Origin of the sequence: Nocardia carnea (assembly GCF_029868855.1) — a bacterium.
In the GTDB taxonomy this organism is placed as follows: Bacteria; Actinomycetota; Actinomycetes; order Mycobacteriales; family Mycobacteriaceae; genus Nocardia; species Nocardia carnea_A.
This window is the reverse complement of the sequence record NZ_JARWOV010000089.1, coordinates 1-17,982: the sequence shown is the minus strand read 5'-3', so window position 1 is coordinate 17,982 and position 17,982 is coordinate 1. Positions and strand designations below refer to the sequence as shown.

18 protein-coding genes and 2 tRNA genes are annotated in these 17,982 nt (G+C 67.5%); 9 read left to right on the top strand and 11 right to left on the bottom strand.

Features of this window, described 5'->3' with window-relative positions; genetic code table 11:
* Positions 1-211 precede the first annotated feature (211 nt).
* Positions 212-2,110 (top strand): glycosyltransferase, encoded by a 1,899-nt coding sequence (locus QH195_RS08670; protein ID WP_280434974.1) that lies wholly within the window; start codon positions 212-214, stop codon positions 2,108-2,110.
* 59 nt (positions 2,111-2,169) lie between these two features.
* Here QH195_RS08670 and QH195_RS08665 read toward each other — a convergent pair whose 3' ends face one another.
* The 6 genes from QH195_RS08665 to QH195_RS08640 all read right to left on the bottom strand — a co-directional run bounded on the left by QH195_RS08665 (position 2,170) and on the right by QH195_RS08640 (position 8,081).
* The gene (locus tag QH195_RS08665) at positions 2,170-3,021 is read right to left on the bottom strand and encodes an SDR family oxidoreductase (RefSeq protein ID WP_280423361.1); all 852 of its coding nucleotides are present in this window, start codon (positions 3,019-3,021) and stop codon (positions 2,170-2,172) included.
* Between the two features lie 402 nt (positions 3,022-3,423).
* Positions 3,424-4,143 (bottom strand): hypothetical protein, encoded by a 720-nt coding sequence (locus QH195_RS08660; RefSeq protein WP_280423360.1) that lies wholly within the window; start codon positions 4,141-4,143, stop codon positions 3,424-3,426.
* A gap of 125 nt (positions 4,144-4,268) precedes the next feature.
* On the bottom strand, positions 4,269-5,138 hold the full coding sequence (gene glfT1, locus QH195_RS08655) for a galactofuranosyltransferase GlfT1 (RefSeq protein WP_432278829.1): 870 nt from the start codon (positions 5,136-5,138) through the stop codon (positions 4,269-4,271).
* A 401-nt stretch (positions 5,139-5,539) separates the two neighbouring features.
* The gene (gene wzt / locus QH195_RS08650; protein WP_280423359.1) at positions 5,540-6,418 is read right to left on the bottom strand and encodes a galactan export ABC transporter ATP-binding subunit Wzt/RfbE; all 879 of its coding nucleotides are present in this window, start codon (positions 6,416-6,418) and stop codon (positions 5,540-5,542) included.
* Positions 6,419-6,431: 13 nt separating this feature from the next.
* Entirely contained in the window at positions 6,432-7,286 is an 855-nt protein-coding gene (wzm, locus tag QH195_RS08645; protein ID WP_432278414.1) for a galactan export ABC transporter permease subunit Wzm/RfbD, read from the bottom strand.
* Between the two features lie 204 nt (positions 7,287-7,490).
* Complete coding sequence (locus QH195_RS08640; protein ID WP_280423358.1) at positions 7,491-8,081, bottom strand: bacterial proteasome activator family protein; 591 nt, start codon at positions 8,079-8,081, stop codon at positions 7,491-7,493.
* Between the two features lie 169 nt (positions 8,082-8,250).
* Here QH195_RS08640 and QH195_RS08635 point away from each other — a divergent pair, with 169 nt between their 5' ends.
* The gene (locus tag QH195_RS08635; protein WP_280423357.1) at positions 8,251-9,453 is read left to right on the top strand and encodes a cysteine desulfurase-like protein; all 1,203 of its coding nucleotides are present in this window, start codon (positions 8,251-8,253) and stop codon (positions 9,451-9,453) included.
* A 17-nt stretch (positions 9,454-9,470) separates the two neighbouring features.
* Here QH195_RS08635 and QH195_RS08630 read toward each other — a convergent pair whose 3' ends face one another.
* The gene (locus QH195_RS08630) at positions 9,471-10,469 is read right to left on the bottom strand and encodes an NAD(P)H-quinone oxidoreductase (RefSeq protein ID WP_280434973.1); all 999 of its coding nucleotides are present in this window, start codon (positions 10,467-10,469) and stop codon (positions 9,471-9,473) included.
* 69 nt (positions 10,470-10,538) lie between these two features.
* Between QH195_RS08630 and QH195_RS08625 the strand changes: the two genes are divergently transcribed.
* From QH195_RS08625 to QH195_RS08615, 3 genes are all read left to right on the top strand, one after another.
* On the top strand, positions 10,539-11,714 hold the full coding sequence (locus QH195_RS08625; RefSeq protein WP_280423355.1) for an alpha-hydroxy-acid oxidizing protein: 1,176 nt from the start codon (positions 10,539-10,541) through the stop codon (positions 11,712-11,714).
* 80 nt (positions 11,715-11,794) lie between these two features.
* Positions 11,795-11,882: transfer RNA gene (locus tag QH195_RS08620), tRNA-Ser, on the top strand.
* A 161-nt stretch (positions 11,883-12,043) separates the two neighbouring features.
* The gene (locus QH195_RS08615) at positions 12,044-12,658 is read left to right on the top strand and encodes a putative glycolipid-binding domain-containing protein (RefSeq protein WP_280423354.1); all 615 of its coding nucleotides are present in this window, start codon (positions 12,044-12,046) and stop codon (positions 12,656-12,658) included.
* A gap of 78 nt (positions 12,659-12,736) precedes the next feature.
* On the opposite strand, the gene QH195_RS08610 is transcribed toward QH195_RS08615, so the two are convergent.
* The gene (locus QH195_RS08610) at positions 12,737-13,696 is read right to left on the bottom strand and encodes a prephenate dehydrogenase (RefSeq protein WP_280434972.1); all 960 of its coding nucleotides are present in this window, start codon (positions 13,694-13,696) and stop codon (positions 12,737-12,739) included.
* A 58-nt stretch (positions 13,697-13,754) separates the two neighbouring features.
* On the opposite strand from QH195_RS08610, the gene QH195_RS08605 reads away from it, so the two are divergent.
* From QH195_RS08605 to QH195_RS08595, 3 genes are all read left to right on the top strand, one after another.
* Positions 13,755-14,294 (top strand): tRNA adenosine deaminase-associated protein, encoded by a 540-nt coding sequence (locus tag QH195_RS08605; protein ID WP_280423352.1) that lies wholly within the window; start codon positions 13,755-13,757, stop codon positions 14,292-14,294.
* Positions 14,295-14,322: 28 nt separating this feature from the next.
* Positions 14,323-14,769, top strand: a complete 447-nt coding sequence (locus tag QH195_RS08600; RefSeq protein ID WP_280434979.1) for a nucleoside deaminase — start codon at positions 14,323-14,325, stop codon at positions 14,767-14,769.
* 56 nt (positions 14,770-14,825) lie between these two features.
* Positions 14,826-14,913, top strand: a tRNA-Ser gene (locus tag QH195_RS08595).
* A gap of 306 nt (positions 14,914-15,219) precedes the next feature.
* On the opposite strand, the gene QH195_RS08590 is transcribed toward QH195_RS08595, so the two are convergent.
* Complete coding sequence (locus QH195_RS08590) at positions 15,220-16,023, bottom strand: ferredoxin reductase (RefSeq protein WP_280423351.1); 804 nt, start codon at positions 16,021-16,023, stop codon at positions 15,220-15,222.
* Between the two features lie 195 nt (positions 16,024-16,218).
* Here QH195_RS08590 and QH195_RS08585 point away from each other — a divergent pair, with 195 nt between their 5' ends.
* Complete coding sequence (locus tag QH195_RS08585) at positions 16,219-16,824, top strand: TetR/AcrR family transcriptional regulator (RefSeq protein WP_280423350.1); 606 nt, start codon at positions 16,219-16,221, stop codon at positions 16,822-16,824.
* Between the two features lie 133 nt (positions 16,825-16,957).
* Here QH195_RS08585 and QH195_RS08580 read toward each other — a convergent pair whose 3' ends face one another.
* Together QH195_RS08580 and QH195_RS08575 are read right to left on the bottom strand one after the other, a co-directional pair.
* Entirely contained in the window at positions 16,958-17,323 is a 366-nt protein-coding gene (locus QH195_RS08580) for a hypothetical protein (protein WP_280423349.1), read from the bottom strand.
* A gap of 142 nt (positions 17,324-17,465) precedes the next feature.
* On the bottom strand, positions 17,466-17,822 hold the full coding sequence (locus QH195_RS08575) for a MerR family transcriptional regulator (RefSeq protein WP_280423348.1): 357 nt from the start codon (positions 17,820-17,822) through the stop codon (positions 17,466-17,468).
* Positions 17,823-17,982: the final 160 nt, after the last annotated feature.

Below are 17,982 nucleotides of genomic sequence, written 5' to 3'. Positions count from 1 at the left end.
GCGCCGCGAACCGTATTCCGGGACATGTCGGTCCCGTCGGCACCCAGTATGAGCGAGTCAGGCCCGGAGGCGGTAGCGAAGCGTAACCACGGAGGGCCCTCGCTCATGCTTAATAGGCAGAGTATGAGCGAGTCAGGCCCGGAGGCGGTAGCGAAGCGTAACCACGCAGGGCCCTCGCTCATGCGCGATATACGAGGATTTCGAGGACTTCATGGACCAGTCGGCTATGCAGGCCGTTAGCGAGACGAACGAACACTCGGCGGTCGCGCCGGAGTCGCTGCGCGCCGAACACCACCGGGCACCGGACCGGCTGGTGCTCGCCCGCGGCATTTTCACCGGACCGTCGCCGAAGATCAGCGACGAGCTGTACGCGGTGGTCAAAGGTCGCGCCACCCGCGATCGGATGAGCCTGCACCTGGAAAAGGGCGCCACTGCACACACCAACACCTACTTCGGCCGTTTCGCCGCGAGCTACTGGCAGCGCTGGACCGTGGTGACCGAAGTGCAGGCGACAATGACCCTGCACGTCGGCAAACATGCCAGAGTGCGGATCGTCGCCTCCGATATCGCCGGGCACCGCCGCATCGTCGGCAGCACCGAGGTCACCGCCAGTGGCCCGGTCACCCTGACCGCGCCGCTGGACCAGTTCGTCGACGGCGGCGCGCTCTGGCTCGAATTCGACGCCGTCGGCGGTGAACTGGCCGTCTCGGACCTCACCTGGACCGCCCCCGCACCCGGCACCGTACGCCCGGTGGCCATCGCCATCTGCACTTTCAACCGCGCCCAGGACTGCGCCGAAACCGTGGCGGCACTGGCCTCCGACCAGACCGTACTGGGCGCCCTCGACGCGGTGTACGTGGTGGACCAGGGCACCGACCTGGTGGAGAACCAGCCGCGCTACCAGGAAACCCGGCCCGCGCTCGGCGAGAAACTGCGCTATATCCGCCAGCCCAACCTGGGCGGCGCCGGCGGTTTCACCCGCGGACTGTACGAGGTGTCGGCGGCCAACGAGCACGCCGACGTCATCCTCATGGACGACGATATTCTCTGCGAGCCCGAAACCGTGCTGCGGTTGCAGGCCTTCGCCAACCTCACCGTGGAACCGACCCTGGTCGGCGCGCAGATGCTCTTCCTGCTCAACCCCGACTATCTGAACGTCGGTGCCGAGGATGTGCACCTGGACAAGCTGATGCACGGCCAGAAGGTACCCAAGGCGCTGCGCAACACCAGCATGCTGAAGAAGAACCAGGAACGCCGCGTCGACGCCGGCTACAACGCCTGGTGGACCTGCCTGATACCGGCCGAGGTGGTGAAGAAGATCGGGCTGCCGCTGCCGATCTTCTTCCAGTGGGACGATGTCGAGTACGGGGTTCGTGCGCGGGAGCACGGCTTCGTCACGGTCACCCTGCCGAACGCGGCGGTCTGGCACGCGGACTTCTACTGGAAGGATTTCGACGACTGGGCCCGCTACTTCAGCACCCGTAACTCGCTGATCGTCAGCGCCATGCACACCGACCTGGACGCCGACACCATCTCGCGTCAGCTGCTTCGCAATATCGCGGAGTACCTGGTCGGGATGCAGTACGGTCTCGCGCACACCACGCTGCAGGGTATCGAGGATTTCCTGGAAGGGCCGAAGATCCTGCGCGACGGCGGCACCGAGGTACTGCGCCGGGCCCGCACCAGCCGCGCCGACTACCCGGAAACCATGAAACATCCCGCCGCCACCCCGCCGGTGAACTCCGCCGATATCCGGGTGCGCCGGGCGGGCGGCGAACCGAGCCGGTTGCTGGCGGTGCTGATCAAACGGGCGATCCAGCAGTGGACCGGCCGGGTGCAGTACGGGCTCGTCGGAGTGACCCGTGAAGATGCGCACTGGTGGCACGTCTCCCTGTTCGACCATGTGGTCGTCACCGACGCCTCGCAATCGGGGGTGCGGGTGCGTAAACGCGACAAGGCGCGGGCGCGTGCCCTGCTGCTGCGCACGCTGCGCGTATTGCGCCGGTTGCGCAAGGAGCTGCCGACGCTGCAGGAGCGTTACCGCAGCGCCCATGCCGAACTGACCAGCCGGGAGAACTGGGAGCGGCTGTACGGGATCAACGGGAGATGAGCTGACGGGCGGGGGGGAACCATTACGGTTCCACCCCCGGGTGAGGCGGCGGTTGCTCGTCAGAGGAACAGGTCTGTGGTGAGGGGACCGTCGCCGGGCGTCACGCGGTATTTGTCGAGGTCGGTGATGCCGTGGGCGGCGAGTACGTCGTCGTCGACGAAGAAATTGCCGGTGGTTTCGGCGGCCGGTGAGGTGAGCACCAGGTAGGCCGCGTCGGCGTAGATATCCGGGGTCCGCGAGGTGCTCACCATCTCGTCACCGCCGAGCAGATTGCGCACCGCCGCGGTGGCGATGGTGGTCCGCGGCCACAGCGAATTCACGCCGATACCGTCGGATTTCAGTTCCTCGGCCAGCCCCAGCGTGGTCAGTGACATGCCGTACTTGGCGATCGTGTAGCCCAATGAGGAGCCCGCCCATTTCGGGTCCAGGTTCAGCGGGGGCGAAAGCGTGAGAATATGCGGGTTACGCCCGGCCGCAGCGGATTTGCGTAACTCCGGTATGCAGAGCTTGGACAGCAGGAAACTGCCGCGGCAGTTGATGTCCTGCATCAGGTCGTACTTCTTCATGGCCAGCGTATCGGTGGGGGACAGGTCGATGGCGGAGGCGTTGTTCACCACGATATCGATTCCGCCGAAACGTTCGGTGGTCTGCCGGACGGCCTCGGCCACCGAATCGTCGAGCCGGATATCACCCACGAACGGCAATACCGTCCCGCCCACGGCCTCGATCTCGGCCGCCGCGGTGTGGATGGTGCCGGGCAGTTTGGGATGTGGCTGATCGGTTTTGGCGATCAGCGTGATGTTCGCGCCGTCGGCGCCGGCCCGCTTGGCGATCTCCAGGCCGATGCCCCGGCTGCCACCGGACATGATCATCGTCCGGCCGCTCAGTGGTTTGTCTCCGGTTGCCGTCATAGCCTGCCCCTTCTGTCGTCGCGGCCGCCGCCCGCGGTTCCCCACGTGGCAGGCGCATGCGGTTCGAGCGTAGGCAACCGGCTCGACGTTGCCCAGGGGGCGCGCGATCAGCGCAGGTAGGTCGGCCGCGCCTGCCGTGCGTCCGATATCCGGACCGCGACGAGGTCGTCGAAGTCCGAGCTCGTCACGGATGCGTTCGGCGCGTGTCCGTCGGCGCCACGGGCGTGCTCGTGAGGAAGCCCCTCGCGGTCTCGCCGAAATGGCCGACATCGAGGAGCTCTGCGGTACGGCCGAGCGGCCCTCCGCGATCCCGTCCGGCAGCGCCGGGAATCAGACGCTACGCATCACGGTGTGCGCTCGGCGGACCCGGCCCTGCCGGGCGCGCCGAGCGTGCGCATCAACTCACATCGATGCCATCACGGCGATGTTGAGCACGAACATGAGCGCTACGAACGCCCACAGCACGTACATCACCACCATGCCGGGGGTCTTCTGCGGTACCGGCCCGATCGCGCCGTTCATGAAGATGATCGCGGGTGTCCGGTAGTAGTAGCGAACCGCCTGCCCGGGCTGAACAGACACCGGGGCGTCCGCGGGACCCATATCGAACAACCACGGCGTCACCACGCGCACGTGATAGTTGCCGGCGCCGACCGGGATATGGTTCGCGCCCCACCGCGTATTCGGCACCTGCTGCCCGTTGACGAAAATCTTCGGTTTGGTGATGGCGAGCAGGAAGGCCATGGGCGTGTAGGAACAATCCACCGTGATGCCCGGTGGATCGTTCGGCCCCGCCTGACCCGGCTGCTGGCCATACGGTCCGGGCTGCCCGCCCGGCCCGAACTGTGCCGGCGGTTGCCCCGCCGGCTGTGGGTACGGCCCGCTCTGGAACTGCGGTTGTCCCACCGGCTGGGGCTGCGGGCTGCTCGGGTGCTGCGGTTGCCCCGGGGGCTGCCCGAATCCCTGCGGTGGCACGCCCCACTGCTGCTGCCCCTGTGGTCCCCCTGGTTGCTGCGGCTGCCCACCCGGATACGGTGCCGGCGGCGCGAACTGTGGTTGCGGCGCCGGGAACTGGCCGGGTGCGGGCATGCCCTGTGGCGGCTGACCGCCGGGGTAACTCATCGATCTCCTCCCGAATCATGCTGATTGCCAGCCGAACCTACCTGGTGGGGAGGAAACTCTCGCATCCGCCGTCAACCCCTGTTACGCATCGGGTGACCGATATGAGCCGTATCTGCGGTCCGGGGCTAATCCGGTTTCTGGAACTGCTCGTTACGGCCGAGGCTGCGCAGGTGGAACCACTCGCGCAGCCCGGCCGGATCGCGGCGGGTCACCAGGAAGAACCAGGAGAAACGAATCCATTCCTGCGGCAGCAGCTTTCGCATACCCGGCTGCGACATGAGGTAGCCGCGGTTGCGGTAGGTGAAATAGCGCTTCACCGGATCGTCCGGGTACTGGGTGTGCATCCGGCCGCCGAGGATCGGCTTGAATTCGGCGGCACCGTTCGGATGCAGATACGCCGTTTGCAGGCAGGTGCCGAAGGGTAATCCGGAGCGCACCAGGCGTCGATGGACCTCCACCTCGTCACCGCGCACGAACAACCGCAGATCCGGTACGCCGATCACATCCACCGCCTGCGCCGAGATCAGCGCGCCGTTGAACAGAGAGGCGATACCCGGCAGGAAATCATCGGAGCCGAGTTCGGAGCGCCGCCGCCGCCACACCAGGCCGCGGCGCAGCGGGAAGGCCAGCCGATCGGGCTCGTCGATATCGCACACCACCGGCGAAACCTCCACGAGTTCGTGGCGGCGTGCGCAATCGAACAGCGTGGCGAGTACTTCCGGACCGTCTGGGCGGCCGTCGTCGTCGGCCAGCCACACCCAGTCGGCACCCAGGCTCAGCGCGTGCAACATGCCCAGCGCGAACCCACCGGCACCGCCGAGGTTGTGCGCGGAACCGAGATAGGTGGTCGGCACCGGCTGATCGGCGACCAGTTCGGCCACCTCGCTCTCGTTCCCGTTGTCGACCACGATCAGATGATCGACCGGGCGCGACTGGGTCGCCACGGCTTTCAGCGATTCGGCGAGTAGATCACGCCGCTTGTGGGTGACCACCACGGCGACGACGGTGGCGTCCGCGCTGTAGTCGACCGCGGGAAGTACCGCCGCGGCGGGGTCCGTGGGCACGGCACCGGGGGAAACGACCCGGGGTGTCGCGTTCGTTTCGGCCGGCCCCGTCGTGGTCGGTTCGGCCGGTTCCGCCGTGGGCGGCGAATCCTGGGCAGGCGTGGGGGATGTGTCCTGTTCTGCCGACGGCGGCGCATCCTGCGCAGTCTTGGCCTGGTCCGGTTGCCCTGTGGTCGCCGGCTCGTCCTTCACCGCCGTGGCCGGCTCGGCGGGCGCAGTTGTGGATTGTTCCGGCTGTGCCGAGCCACCCGACTCGATCGGGCTCGATCCATCGGGTGTGAGCGAGGGCTCCGCGTGGTCACGCTTCGCCACCCCCTCCGGGCCTGACTCGCTCATACCTGATTTTTCTCCAGTTCTCGTTCGCCGTCGGCCGGTTGTGCCGGGCCGGCGGCTGCGGCCGGGGAACCACCGGCCTTCTCGGCCTCCAGTTCCCGCAGTACCGTCGCCACATGGTTACCCGCCTCGGGACCCTCGTAGGCGCGGACCACCTCTTCGATTCCGCCCTGCAACCGGATCTGGCCGTGGTCGATCCACATCGCGGTATCGCAGAGCTGGGCGAGGAATTCGTTGGAATGGCTGGCGAAAACGAGGATGCCGGAGCGGGCGACCAGTTCCTGCAGCCGGATCCGGGCCTTCTTCATGAACTCCGCGTCGACCGCGCCGATACCCTCGTCCAGCAGCAGGATCTCGGGGTCGATGGAGGTCACCACACCCATCGCCAGCCGGACCCGCATACCGGTCGAATAGGTACGCAAGGGCATGGACAGGTATTCGCCGAGTTCGGTGAACTCGGCGATCTCGTCGATTTTGGCCAGCATCTGCTTACGCGTCTGCCCGAGGAACAGGCCGCGGATGATGATGTTCTCGTAGCCGGAGATCTCCGGGTCCATCCCGACGCCCAGATCGAACACCGGCGCCACCCGCCCGCGGATGCGCGCGCTGCCGCGCGAGGGTTCGTAGATACCGGACAGCAGTCGCAGCAGGGTGGACTTGCCGGCGCCGTTGTGGCCGACCAGGCCCACCCGGTCGCCTTCCTTCAGCGACAGCGTGATGTCGCGCAGTGCCTCCACGACCACCACATCGGACTGGTTGCGGCCGATCGAACCGCCCGCCTTGCCCAGAAACGCCTTCTTCAGCGACCGAGATTTCGCGTCGAAGATCGGGAATTCCACCCACGCGTCGCGGGTTTCGATACTCACCTGATCGGTCATGACCGGCTGACTCCTAAACCCAGTAGGGCACGCGCGAACGGTACTTCTTCAGGGCGATCGCGGCACCGATCCAACCCACCACGGTGATCCCGCCGACGATTGCCCAGTGGTACAGCTTCTGGTCGTCGCCGAGCAGCGGCGCACGCACGATCTCCAGATAGTGGTAGGTGGGGACCAGTTCGGCCACCCGGGCCCGTTCGGCGACCTCGCCGCCCTGGGCCTCGAGGCTCTTGGTGCTCCACATCACCGGGGTCAGCACGAAGAGCATCAGCGTCATACTGCCGAGGATGGGTGCGATATCGCGGTAGCGGGTACTGAAGATCCCGAACAGCACCGAGACCCACATGGCGTTGAGGAACAGCAGCACCAGCGCCGGTAGCGCGAAAATCGCCGTCCAGTGCAGATCGCGCCAGACCCCGAACAGGGCCAGGACCACGACGTAGATCAGCAGGTTGTGCGCGAAGAACAGCATCTGCCGCCACACCAGCCGGAACACGTGCACGCTCAGTGCCGAGGGCAGCTGTTTGATCAGGCCCTCGTTGGCGATGAACACATCCGCGCCCTCGAGGATCGAGGCGTTGATGACATTCCACACGATCAGGCCCACCGCGACGTACGGTAGGTATTCCTGCAGCGGCTGACCGAGCAACGCCGCGTACAGGATGCCGATGGCGGTGGCCTGTACGGCGGTCGCGATGGTGATCCAGAACGGACCGATCACCGAACGCCGGTAGCGCTGTTTGATGTCCTGCCAGCCGAGCGAGAGCCATAGTTCGCGCTGTCCGAAACCGTCGCGGATATCGCGCCAGGCGCGGGCCCAGGACTGCGAATCGGGCTCGATCGGTGCCGGGGCGGTCACCTGGGCGATATCGGTATCGGCTACCGGGGTCTGCTCGGAACTCACGGGCTTCTCATCTGCGGCGGGAGTGTGGTCGGCGCGCACCGAGCTCTCGTCGGTGCTCGCCGGTTCTTCAGGGGTTACCAGGTCGGGGCGAGCGGAAGCTGCAGGCACGGTGCACGACACTACCCCGGCAACACGATCCGGTAACGCCTGGCATATACACCACCGCGTTCAGAGGTATTGCCCGGTGCCCCCGATGGAGTGTCCCTGCTGACCGCCACGGCCCTCACCGGCGTGGATACCCGGTGGCAGGGCACCTTGGCGCATCTGCTCGAGCTGTGCGCGCGCGGCCATCTGCTGGGCGAACAACGCCGTCTGGATGCCGTGGAACAAACCTTCGAGCCAGCCCACGAGCTGCGCCTGCGCGATCCGCAGTTCCGCGTCCGAGGGGACGGCCTCTTCGCTGAACGGCAGCGCCAGCCGTTCCAGCTCCTCGCGCAGCTCCGGGGCCAGGCCCTGCTCCAGCTCGCGGATGGAGGATTTGTGGATTTCGGCCAGGCGGGTGCGGCTGGCGTCGTCGAGCGGGGCCGCCCGCACCTCCTCCAGCAGCTGTTTGATCATGGTGCCGATCCGCATCACCTTGGCCGGCTGCTCGACCATATCGGCGAGTGTTTCGGTGCGGTCGCCCTCGGTCTCGTCGCCGGTGGAGTTCTCCCCGCCGGAATACGACGCGTTCGATGCGGCGCCCGGCGGCAACACCAGCGGACGGCCTTCGGGGCCGATCACGACAACGGGATCCGATGCGTCATCCGATTGCGTCATGCCCCCATCATGTCGTGTTCGCCGCGAACTCGCTAAAGCCGGTGGTGGTAGTGCGGGTCGTACCCGCTGTGCCGCCCGCGGCGAACCGGCCGTGCCGCCCGCGGGCAAGTCCCCACACTGGGCCGGACCAGGGTTACCGAGCCGAGGCCGCTGCCTTAAAGTGGCCTGCATGACTTACGACGTCGCGCGGGTCCGGGGACTGATCCCCGCCCTGGCCGACGGCTGGATCAACTTGGCTCCGCAGGCGGGCATGCTTGTTCCGGATTCTGTCTCGCGCGCGGTGTCGACCGGATTCCGCTCGTCGTCTTTCACCCATATCGGCCGGCACGGTGCCGCCAAACGCAGCGCGGAGATCCTGCACGACGCCCGGGTGGCCGTCGCGGATCTCGTCGGTGCCGACCCGAGCGGGGTCGTACTGGGGCCCGACCGCGCCGTCCTGCTGTCCTGGCTGGCCGAATCACTGAGTTCCCGGCTGGGACTGGGCACCGGCATCGTGCTGTCGCGCCTGGACGACGAGGCGAATGTCGCGCCGTGGCTGCGTATCGCCAACCGGTACGGCGCGCATGTGCGCTGGGCCGAGGTGGAGATCGAGACCTGTGAGATGCCGGCCTGGCAGTTCGAGGAACTCATCGGTCCCACCGCCCGGCTGGTCGCGCTGACGGCGGCTTCCCCGATCGTGGGTTCGGCACCGTCGGTGCGGGTCGCCGCGGAACGGGTACACGAGGTCGGCGGGCTGCTGGTCGCCGACGCGGTGGGTGCGGCGCCGTACGCGCTGATCGATATCGAGGACCTGAATGCCGATGTGGTCGCGCTCAGCGGTCCGAGCTGGGGCGGGCCGCAGGTCGGGGCGCTGGTCTTCCGGGATCCGGCGTTCCTGGACCGGATCCCGTCCATGGCGTTGAACCCGTACGCGAAGGGTCCCGAACGGCTGGAGGTGGGCGGACACCAGTATGCGTTGCTGGCCGGGCTCACCACCTCGATCGACTATCTCGCCGGTCTCGACGAACGTGCCGAGGGAACCCGGCGGGAACGGCTCGAGATCTCTGTGACCTCGCTGCAGGACTACCACGACCAGCTGTTCGAGCATCTGATGAGCACCCTGGACAAGATCAGTGGTCTCACCGTGATCGGCCGGGCGTCGACCCGGATCCCGACGGTCAGCTTCACCATCGACGGTATGCAGGCGGAGAAGATAGCGGCCGAACTGGCCGATAAGCGGATCACCGTGCTCGCCGGTGCCCACGGCGGCAGCCGGCTACTGGACGCGCTGGGCGTCAACGACGAAGGCGGTGCGGTGACGATCGGTCTCGCGCCGTACACCACCCGGCGCGAGATCGACCTCTTCGGCCGGGCGCTCGCGTCCCTCGGCTGAGGTCCCCGGCGCCCGGGTCAGCTGGCCACCTGCAGAATCACTTTGCCGAATGTTTCGTGTTCGTCGAGCATTTCGTGCGCGCGGCCCGCCTCGGCCACCGGCACCTCGGCGTGGATCACGGGTACGATCTCACCCTTTTCCAGCAGGGGCCACACGTGGGCGCGTACCTCGGCGATGATGTCGGCCTTGCTGCCGCGCCCGGTGGCCGGGCGGTCGCGCAGTTTGATGGCGCGGACCGTGCCCCGTTTGGCCATCAGCGCACCCAGATTCAGTTCGGCGTTCACACCGCCCTGCATCCCGATGATCACCACCTGGCCGTCCGCGGCCAGCGCCTCGATATTGCGGCCCAGGTAGGCGGCGCCCATATTGTCGAGGATGATATCGGCGCCAGGTCCGCCCAGACCGTGCTCGGCGCGGATCAGGTCCACGAAATCGTGCTCTCGATAGTTGATCAGAACGCTGGCCCCGAGCTCAGCGCAGCGCTGGAGCTTTGCCGCCGAGCCCGCGGTCACCGCGACCCGGGCGCCCAGCCGCACCGCCACCTGGATGGCATGCGTGCCGATACCGCTACCACCGCCGTGCACGAGCAGCAGCTGCCCGGAATGCAGGCCGGCGGTCATCACGAGATTCGACCACACCGTCGCGGCCACCTCGGGCAGCCCGGCCGCCGCCGCCAGATCCAGGCCCTCCGGCACCGGCAGCACCTGGCCGGCGGGCACCACCACCTTCTCGGCGTAGCCGCCGCCGGAGAGCAGCGCGCACACCCGGTCACCCACCGACCACTCGCGGACGCCGTCGCCGACCTGCGCGATGACGCCGGAACATTCCAGCCCGGGGATCGGTGTCGTCCCGGCCGGCGGCGCGTAGAAGCCGCGGCGCTGCAGCAGATCGGCCCGGTTCACCCCGGCCGCCGCCACCTCGATCAGCACCTCACCGTGCCCGGGTACCGGGTCGGGCGCCGCCGACCACTCCATCACCTCGGGCCCACCGAAACCGTTCAAATTGATCGCGCGCATCGCCCCATAGTGCAACAGCGATCACCGTATGCGCCCTGGACACGGCCGACAGGGCTAGCGTGTGCGTCCGTGAGCAGCTTCATCGACTTCCAGAACGAGATCTACCTCCAGGGAATGGGCGGGGCAGTGCCCGAACTGCCGATGACGGCGGACGGGTTCGAGAGCCGGGCCCGGGAGTTGCTCGACGCGCGCGCCTTCGCCTACGTGGCCGGCAGCGCGTCCAGCGAACGCACCGCCACCGCGAATCTGGCGGCCTTCGAACGGTTCCGGCTGGTGCCGCGCATGCTTCGTGGTACCAGCGGGCCCGGCGCGCGGGATACCGCCGTGGAAGTCCTGGGTACGAAACTCGCGGCGCCGGTGCTCACCGCGCCGGTCGGGGTGCTGGAATTGCTGCACGAAAAAGGCGAGGTCGTGGTGGCCGGGGTCGCGAAGGAACTCGGGGTGGGCACTGTGCTGTCCACAGCTTCCTCGTCGACCATCGAGGAAGTCGGCGAGGTGGCGGGGGACTGGTGGTATCAGCTGTACTGGCCGGCCGACGACGAGCTGGCCCGGTCCTTCGTCCAGCGGGCCGAGCGGGCCGGTGCGCAGGCAATCGTGGTCACCGTGGATACGCCCTCGCTCGGCTGGCGTCCCCGTGATCTGGAACTCGCCCATCTGCCGTTCCTGCTGGGCAAAGGTATCGCGAACTACCTGTCCGACCCGGTCTTCCGGGCCAAGCTGCCGGCCCCGCCCGAGGAGAGCGAGGACGCCCTGCGGATGGCGATCCTCACCTGGGTGGGTCTGTTCGGCAACCACAGCCTTCGACCCGCCGACCTGGCCAAACTGCGGGACTGGACCGATCTGCCGATCGCGGTGAAGGGCGTCCTGCACCCCGACGACGCCCGCCTGGTCGTGGACGCCGGCGCCGACGGCGTTCTGGTGAGCAACCACGGTGGCCGCCAGATCGATAATTCGATCGCCGCGCTCGATGCACTGGGCCCGATCGTCGCAGCCGTCGGCGACCGCGCCGATGTGCTGTTCGACTCCGGTATCCGCACCGGTTCCGATGTCCTGACCGCGCTCGCTCTCGGTGCGAAAGCCGTCTGCTACGGCCGCCCCTGGGCCTACGCCCTCGGTATCGCCGGGGCGCCCGGTGTGCGGCACGCCCTGCGGTTACTGCTCGCCGATTTCGATTCCGCGATGGGTCTGTCCGGCTGTGCCGACCTCGCCGGAATCACCCGGGACCTGCTCGCCGTTCCGCGGTGACAACACCGGATCGGCTACCGCCGGTCAGCGCCCGCCGGATTTCGGTTGTGGCCGGGGGTATCGGTTAACATCGAGGCCTTGGAGACGTGGCAGAGCGGCCGAATGCACTCGCCTTGAAAGCGAGAGTCGTGAGAGCGACCGGGGGTTCAAATCCCTCCGTCTCCGCCAGACTCCTCGGGTAGGGCCGGTCGCTGCGGGGATCGCCCGGCTCGAATGGCCGGGAGTTCGGCAAACGCGATGACGCGGACCGGGCAATCGGTGAGTGGACATCCTCCGGCGCGTCCGTGATCATCGGCTGCGCCGGCCGGTCTGTTGCGTACGGTGGACACGTGACAGAAACGAGCGACGAAACCCCTGGTCCGGGCACCGTGCCGGAGCCGGTGCGGTGGCCCGCTGTGCTCACCTGGCGCTCCCACGACTCCTCGCGGATGGAATCGGTTCGCGTAACCCTCAACGGCAACAGGATCCGGGCCAGCGGCCGCATCATCGGCGGGGGTTGTGGGGAGCATCCCGCGTTCAGTGCCTCCTATGACCTGGTCACCGACGAGAACGGGGCGACCAGGCGGCTATCGCTGCGCAGCACGACCGCGGCCGGGGAACGGCATGCGTCGATCGCGCGCGACGAGGAGAACTACTGGCTCATCGACGCCACCGGTGCCCATGTGCGCTCGAAGTTCGGCGGGGCGCTGGACGCGGATGTGGTGCTGAGTCCGTTCTTCAATACGTTGCCGATCCGGCGTTTCGGTCTGCAGCACGCGATGGAGGATGTCCAGGTTCCGGTGGTCTACGTGGGCCTGCCGGACCTGACCGTGCAGGAGGCCGATCTCACCTACAGCAGCGCGGGTGACGGGATCAGTGTGCTCTCTCCGGTGTCCAGTGCGACGCTCACCGTCGATCCGGACGGTTTCGTCCTGGACTATCCGGGTCTGGCCGAGCGAATCTGACCGCTCGGCCCGGACTCGGCAGAGTATCGCGGCGTCGGTTCCCGGGGCCCGCCGAACGGATATGGCGGGTCAGTTCGCCTACGTCCCGATGTCCAGGCGGGTGATCACTCCGCCCGTCCGGCCGGCGTCCTGCAATTTCTCCAGCCAGCCCGGCGCACCCGGCTCGATATCGGTGATCTCCCAGCGTCGCGCGGATTCGTAGCGTTGCCGCGCTGCGTGCCCGGCGGCGGTGAGTTCGTCGAGCGAAGTGTGTGCGCTCAGTGCCTCCCGGGCCTCGGCGAGCGCAGCGAGTGTTTCGTCCAGTACCGCGAGCAGCGCGTCGGAGTTCGGTTCGCAGATCGCGCGCACAAGGTCCGGTGCGGTTGCCGCGACCCGGGTGCCGTCGCGGAAGGAACCTGCCGCCAGCCCCAGCGCGAGGTCGCCACCGCGTGCCCCGGCCACCGCCAGCGCTTCGGCCAGCACATGCGGCAGATGCGAGATCCGGGCAACGGCGCGGTCGTGTTCCGAGGCGATCACCGGGACCACCACCGCCCCGCAGTCCAGGGCCAGCCGCGTTACCCGTGTCCAGGCGTGCGGGTCGGTACCCGGATCGGCGCCCACCGCCCAGGCGGCACCCCGGAACAGGCCGGGATGGGTTGCCTGCCAACCGGATTCGGCTGTTCCCGCCATGGGATGTCCGCCCACATAGCGTTCTTCCAGGCCGTACCGGCGCACTGCCGCCGCAACCGGGGATTTCACACTCACCACATCGGTCAGCGGGCACCGCGGCGCGTACCGGTCGATCGCGTCCAGCATCGGATTGACCGCCGGCATCGGCACCGCCACCACGATCAGGGCATCGGTTTCGGCGGCGCGGCCCAGTACCGCCGGGAGGTCATCGGATACGTCGAAACCTGCTTCCTGGGCGGCCGCCACGCCCGGCGCCGATCGGTTGTATCCCCAGCCGGTGTAGCCCGCCGCGGCCGCCGCACGCAGCAGCGATCCGCCGATCAAACCCGTCCCGAGAACACAGAGCGCCGTATGGTTGTCAGCCGTCACCGGAACAGATTCGCATACGAGTTCATCTAACGGGCTCCAGCCGACTACCGTTGCGCCCATGGCAGCACAGCGCTCGGGCACGAACAGGGCGACGTCGGACGATTACGACGACGTCGAGGGGTTCGCGGTGGCCGTTGTCCGGGAAGACGGTACATGGAAATGCAGTCCGCTGACCACGGCCGCGCTCACCACACTGTCCGCCGCGGAGAACGAACTGAAAGCACTCCGCTCCTCCGGTGCGGTTTTCGGACTCCTGGACGTCGACGACGAGTTCTTCATCGTGGTCCGCCCGGCCCCCAGCGGCACTCGGCTGCTGGTGTCGGACGCGACCGCGGCGATCGACTACGACATCGCGGCCGATGTCCTCGAGGAACTGCATATCGAGATCCCCGATATCGACCCCGACGATCTGGACGATACCGAGCCGTGGGAGGAAGGTGACCTCGGCATCCTGGCCGATCTGGGTCTCCCCGAGCCGGTATTCAGCGTGATCCTCGCCGAAACCGACCTCTACCCGGACGAGCAGCTCGCGATGATCGCCGAACGGCTCGGGTTCGCCTCGGAGTTCTCCGCGGTGCTCGACAAACTGCAACGTTGAGGTGAGCGGCCCGCTCTCCGATACCGATATGGTGCGGGCGGCGCTGGCCGCCGCCGGCGCCGCCGATCCCCGTGACGTACCGGTCGGCGCGGTGGTGTTCGACAGCCAGGGCGGGGAACTGGCCCGCGCCGCCAACGCGCGCGAAGCCACCGGCGACCCCACCGCCCATGCCGAGGTACTGGCTCTGCGCCGCGCCGCGGCGGTCCACGGCGACGGCTGGCGGCTCACCGGAACCACCCTGGCGGTGACCCTCGAACCGTGCACGATGTGCGCCGGCGCCCTGGTCGCGGCGCGGGTGGACCGGCTGCTGTTCGGTGCGTGGGAGCCCAAGACGGGTGCGGTGGGGTCGCTGTGGGATGTGGTCCGCGACCGCCGTCTCAACCACCGCCCGCAGGTTCGTGGCGGAATACTCGAGGACGAATGCGCGGCGATCCTCGACGCGTTCTTCCGCTCTCAGCGTCGGCCCGATGCGTAAATGCAGGTCGAGGCCCGATTTCGAGGATCGGCGGCCGGTCCGGTATTGTGACTTGCGGTGGCGTGTCCGAGCGGCCTAAGGAGCACGCCTCGAAAGCGTGTGAGGGGTAACCCCCCTCCGAGGGTTCAAATCCCTCCGCCACCGCTTCGGGCCCCTCACTGCTCCGGCAGATGAGGGGCCTTTTTTTCGGTGTAACACCCCGGTCGTCCGTGTCGTGTTTTCGGGTCGAGATGGCAGCGCGCATATTCCCTCGTACGAGCCGGACCCCCACACCGAGTTGTACGACGCGACCGCGTTGACCGATGGCCCGGCATTCTGGTCATACCAACTGTGTGCGCTGGCCGGTATTGCGAATCGGCCGAGATCAGCCGGGCGCTCATGCGTTAGTCCCGGGTGGGGCTTCGTATGGACGACTGTGGATGTAGCCGACGGACGCTGTGCCGGCCGGAATCAGGGGGCCGGGTGGACCGTCGCTGAATGCCGCACGGTCGTGCGTGCCCCGGGACTGCGTTCCAGGTGCAGCGAACATGTCGGGTTCACGCGTGGGAGGGCGCGGATCGCGGCCTCCAGCATCGGCGGGGGGCCGCAGACATAGACGGCCGCGCCTGGATTCGCACAGGCGAGAAGATCTGCCATTTCGGGTGTGCCGAATTCGTCGTCGGGACGGATCACGGCGTCGGGGAGCCGGTCGTGGAAGGGCATCGATTCCAGGGTGCGGCCGGTGTAGATCAGCGTGCCGCGCCGGCCCGCCGCCCGGGCCATGGGCAGGAGTGCGGTGATCCCCATCCCCCCGGCGACGAAGAGGTATTCGCCGGCGTCGACGAACGGATAGGTGTGGCGGGGGCCGTGGACGCGCAGAATATCGCCGCTGCGCAGGTTTTCGTGGATTTCGATCGAACCCCCGTTACCGTGCGGCATGAGCCGTACCGCGATCCGATAAGCCGATCGGTCACGGGGATTTCCGCACAGCGAGTACTGCCGCTGCCGGCCGGAGGGCAGGAAGACGTCGAGGTGGGCGCCGGGAAGCCAGGCGGGTAAGGGATCTCCCTCGGGATCGACCAGGACCACGGCGACCACATCGACCGCTTCTCGCTGGATGGCGGCGACGACGAGCCGGCGGTTGAAACCGCTGTGCCAGAGCATTTTCGACCGTGGCAGCACCGATGTGGGCCGGTGGGCCACGAATATCGATCGGCAGGCATCGACCGCCGCACCGATCATCTGTAGGCCGCGAGCCGGCGCCTGGGTGCCCATCAGCTGTGACCCGATAGTCGGGCCGGAAGACACACCAGCGAGAAACAAGCGGCTGCTTGGGTGGTCTGCACCATTGGGTGAATGTACACGGCAACATAATTAATGGCAATGTTGCAATATTGCGAGTGCAGGATATGCGTTTGCGTCCTGGCCGATAGGTGTTTGCACCGACCGCGCTCTTGCTAGCGTTATCTCATGTCCGCCGCGTACACGTCGTCCCCAGGGCTGCAGGATGGTATCGAGGCCCGCATTCTGGACGCGGCGTTGATCAGATTCGGCGAGTTCGGTGTCAAGAAGACCACCATCGAAGACATCGCCCGTCAGGCCGGAGTCGACCGAGTCACCATCTATCGCCGCGTCGGCTCACGTGACGATGTGGTCCAGGCCGTGGTCAGCCGCGAGGTGGCCGCGGTACTCACCGAGGTCGACGCGATATCCACCCGTCACGAACGCCTCGACGACATGATCGCCGACATCTTCGTCACCATCATCACCCGGTGGCGCGAACACGTCCTGGTCCGGCGCATGCTCGACGTGGAACCGGAGCGGATCCTGGAAAAACTCACCATCGAGGGCGGTCCCGTATTCGCGATGTCGGTCGCCGCCGCTCATACCGCCCTGTGCCGCGCCGCGGATTCCGGCCTCCTCACCGAACCCGCCGACCTGCTCAATCGCGCGGAACTGGTATGCCGGGTGGTCCACTCCCTGATCCTGTGCCCGTCGGGGCTCATCCCCCTGGACTCCGACGAACAACTCGAGGAATTCGCCCGCACCTACGTGGTTGCGATGGTCACCGGCTGATACTGCCTCGCGTACTGCGCCCCACTGGCGGCGGTGCGGACGGGTCGAGGTCCGCACACGCCTGCGCTGATCCTGTTCGTCGAAGGGCTGCGGTCGACGGCAGACCGGAGCCCTGACCGGCCGACGCGGTGGATCAGTCCCGGTAGATCTTTACGTAAGCGTTCGTCGTCGTCCCGACACTGAGGGGGCCCAGACACGAGGCGCTGCCGTGGCCGGAGGGAGCGAAAGACCCACCCCACGAACCCTGGTAGTGGCCGATGGTCACGAGCGGGAAGGCATTGGGCACAGGATGTAGGCCGAAACACTCGACGATCAGCGTGTACTCGCGGCCGGGAGGTCCCTCGTCGTGACAGGTCGCGGTCGCGCCGACCAAATCCCGCGTCACAGTGCAGTCCTGGGGCGCGGCGTGGGCGGTGCCGGCGCCGAGGACCGCGGCGAAGCCCGAAGTCAAGGCGGCGGCAACGGCGATCCGTGCGGCGACGATTGTCGTCCTCTTCATCCCAAATCCCATCTCTCACCTTGCTTCTCTGTCACCTGACCATCGGTTGTGTACCACGCGCTGTTACGAACGGGCGGTATCGAGGCGGCGCGGCGCCGGGAACGGATTCGAGAGCTTGTGGCGAGGGGCGGTGGCGGCCGTGTTATCCCGGGTCGGTTCGCTGGTCGAGAGTTTGCTGGAGGTCGGTGTTGCGACGCTGGGCTTCGGCGAGTTCGTCTTCGAGGACGACGATGCGGCAGGCCGCTTCGAGAGGGTTGCCGGCATCGACGAGTTCACGGACACGGGCGGCGATACGGAGCTGGCTGCGGGAGTAACGGCGGTGCCCACCCGGGGAACGCTGCGGGGACAGTAGTTGCACGCCGTCGAGACCGCGGAGGAATGCCTGGGTCACGCCGAGTATTTCGGCGGCGCGGCCCATGCTGTAGGCGGGGTAGTCGTCGTCGTCGAGCTTGTCGGCGGCGCTGTTGCCGTCCGCGGGATTGGTGTTCGGTTGCTGCACAGCACCTCTCGGAATTCAACGCTGGCAGGCCCCGGCGCGGGGGGCCGGGGGCGGGGGGTTTCGGAAAAAGGGGTTGTTTGAAATATTTACACCCGCCGCCGGGGGCGGGGTGGGGGATAGCCAACGGGGCCAGCCGGGATGGGGGACCGGGAGGTGTCAA